Raw genomic sequence first — 2,308 nt, forward strand, 5'->3', positions numbered from 1 at the left:
ATAATATAAATAATATGATTAAAAAGTCTGGATTTTTCAAATAAAAAGTGTCATAATAATTTATGAGTTTGGACAAGTTTTCTATATTGTTAGATGCTAATCTTGCATTTGGCAGGGTACAATAATATGACCTATTTTGCATTGCCAAATGTAAGGTTAGAAATAAATTACAATGTATTTTAGTTAACTAAAGTAATCTGAAAGGGAGTCATATTTATGATAGGTCAAATTAAAATTGAAAAAACAAATTCTCCAAAAACTAAACCCGACCAAAGCAATCTTGGGTTCGGCAACTATTTTACTGATCATATGTTTATAATGGATTACACAGAAGGAAAAGGATGGCATGATCCTAGAATTGTTCCCTATGCACCTTTGGAAATGGATCCGGCAACCATGGTTCTTCACTATGGCCAAGCAATTTTTGAAGGTTTAAAGGCTTATAGAGCTAAGGATGGACGGATATTGCTTTTCAGACCTCATAAAAACATGGAAAGGGTTAACATATCCAATGACAGATTATGTATCCCTCCAATAGATGTTGATTTTTGTATAGAAGCCCTTAAGGAGCTCATTAATATTGAAAAGGACTGGATACCTACAGAAGATGGTACATCACTCTATATAAGACCATTTATTATTTCCACAGATCCTTTCCTCGGCGTAAGACCTTCCAAGACATACAAGTATATTGTAATCTTATCCCCTGTAGGTGCTTATTATCCCGAAGGAATCAATCCTGTAAAAATATACGTAGAAAGTAACTATGTAAGAGCTGTAAAAGGCGGAATCGGCTATGCCAAAACTCCTGGAAACTATGCTTCAAGCCTTAAGGCACAAATGGAAGCAAAAAAGAAGGGATATACTCAGGTTTTATGGCTGGATGGAGTTGAAAAAAAGTATATTGAAGAAGTTGGTACAATGAATGTCTTCTTCAAAATTAATGGGGAAGTTATCACTCCTGCATTGGAAGGAAGTATTTTAGCAGGTATAACAAGAGACTCAACGATGGAACTCCTCAAGTCATGGGGCGTTAAAGTAACTGAGAGAAAAATTACTATTCAAGAAATTTATGATGCACATGCCAACGGTACTCTTGATGAAGCTTTCGGTACCGGAACAGCTGCAGTTATTTCTCCGATAGGTGAATTGAATTGGAATGATAATAAAATAACTATAAATGAAGGTAAGATAGGTGAGCTTTCCTCAAAAATCTATACAACTATAACCAATATTCAAAATGGAGATCTTGAAGATACTTTAGGCTGGACTACAGAAGTTAAGGCTTAATAAAGCTATTTTAAAAAATGTATTCAGGGGATGCATACAAGTGATGTGAGCATTCCCTGAATCTTTTGTAAATGAATTTATATAAAATCAAGAGGGGTAATGTTATACTTCTTACACAAATCCTGATAGGTTATAATTTCCTTATTTTTTTCATTATTAATAAAATTATCAATAATTTCACATAGCTGAGGCGTCATATTGCTAAACCTTGTACCATATTCGAACTTCTGATCGTGATGCCTTTTACTCCTTACTATGTATGAATAGAAATCAATTCTTTTAGACTCGCTAACAAAAATAGATATTTTAACACTACTTCCAACCCTAAGGTTTTCTCTGCATATCAATCCAGTACCAGACTCACTAAGATTAATAAAGTAGCCTGAAAATTTCTCGTTAAGTTCTGATTCTCCCCTGCATAAAAACCCGGCATTATGCCTTGATGATGCTCTTTTATTTTTCCATATATCTGCTTTCAATATTCTAAGTGATTTTGTCGGCAGGAAGTCGCACTTCATCCTATCTATGGTGCAAAGCATGTTTACATCATAAGTATCAACTGCAAATCTGCACCTTATATTGTCGCCTGGCAATAGAGCAGGTATTCCGTCATCTTCAATAAAGGCAACTTTTAACATATTATTGGTATTATCCAAAACCAGGTTAACATTCCATTTATTCGATCCGTAAAACTGAGTCTTAATGAAAGAGCCTTTTTGCATGATATTAATAATCTTAGTTTTATCTACTGACATACCACCTGTTTTATCATATAATTCCTTTATTTCATTCAGAATTTGTGCTTTTTCCAAAGTTTCAGCTGTCATAGTGCAAAGACCTCCCTGAATTGATAGACGTTATAGATTATATCGGCAAGTTTTATATAAATCTTCAAGTAGAATTTTTAGGTTTTTAGCAAATTAGTAAAAACAAAAATCCCCAAGTCAAGTAGTCGTTCTACTTCGACATAGGGGAATTTTAAATGCATATTGACCAATGCGTTTTTCCATTTGACTAA

At 33.7% G+C, this 2,308-nt stretch carries 2 protein-coding genes; one reads left to right on the forward strand and one right to left on the reverse strand.

Annotated elements, in window-relative coordinates; all coding sequences use genetic code 11:
- Positions 1-216 precede the first annotated feature (216 nt).
- Positions 217-1,290 (forward strand): branched-chain amino acid aminotransferase, encoded by a 1,074-nt coding sequence (locus tag Bccel_RS09465; RefSeq protein ID WP_036938253.1) that lies wholly within the window; start codon positions 217-219, stop codon positions 1,288-1,290.
- A gap of 77 nt (positions 1,291-1,367) precedes the next feature.
- Here the strand turns inward: Bccel_RS09465 and Bccel_RS09470 are convergent, their stop codons facing one another.
- The gene (locus tag Bccel_RS09470; RefSeq protein WP_036938256.1) at positions 1,368-2,117 is read right to left on the reverse strand and encodes a PilZ domain-containing protein; all 750 of its coding nucleotides are present in this window, start codon (positions 2,115-2,117) and stop codon (positions 1,368-1,370) included.
- Positions 2,118-2,308: the final 191 nt, after the last annotated feature.

Source organism: Pseudobacteroides cellulosolvens ATCC 35603 = DSM 2933 (genome assembly GCF_001262605.1).
GTDB classification, from domain to species: domain Bacteria; phylum Bacillota; class Clostridia; order Acetivibrionales; family DSM-2933; genus Pseudobacteroides; species Pseudobacteroides cellulosolvens.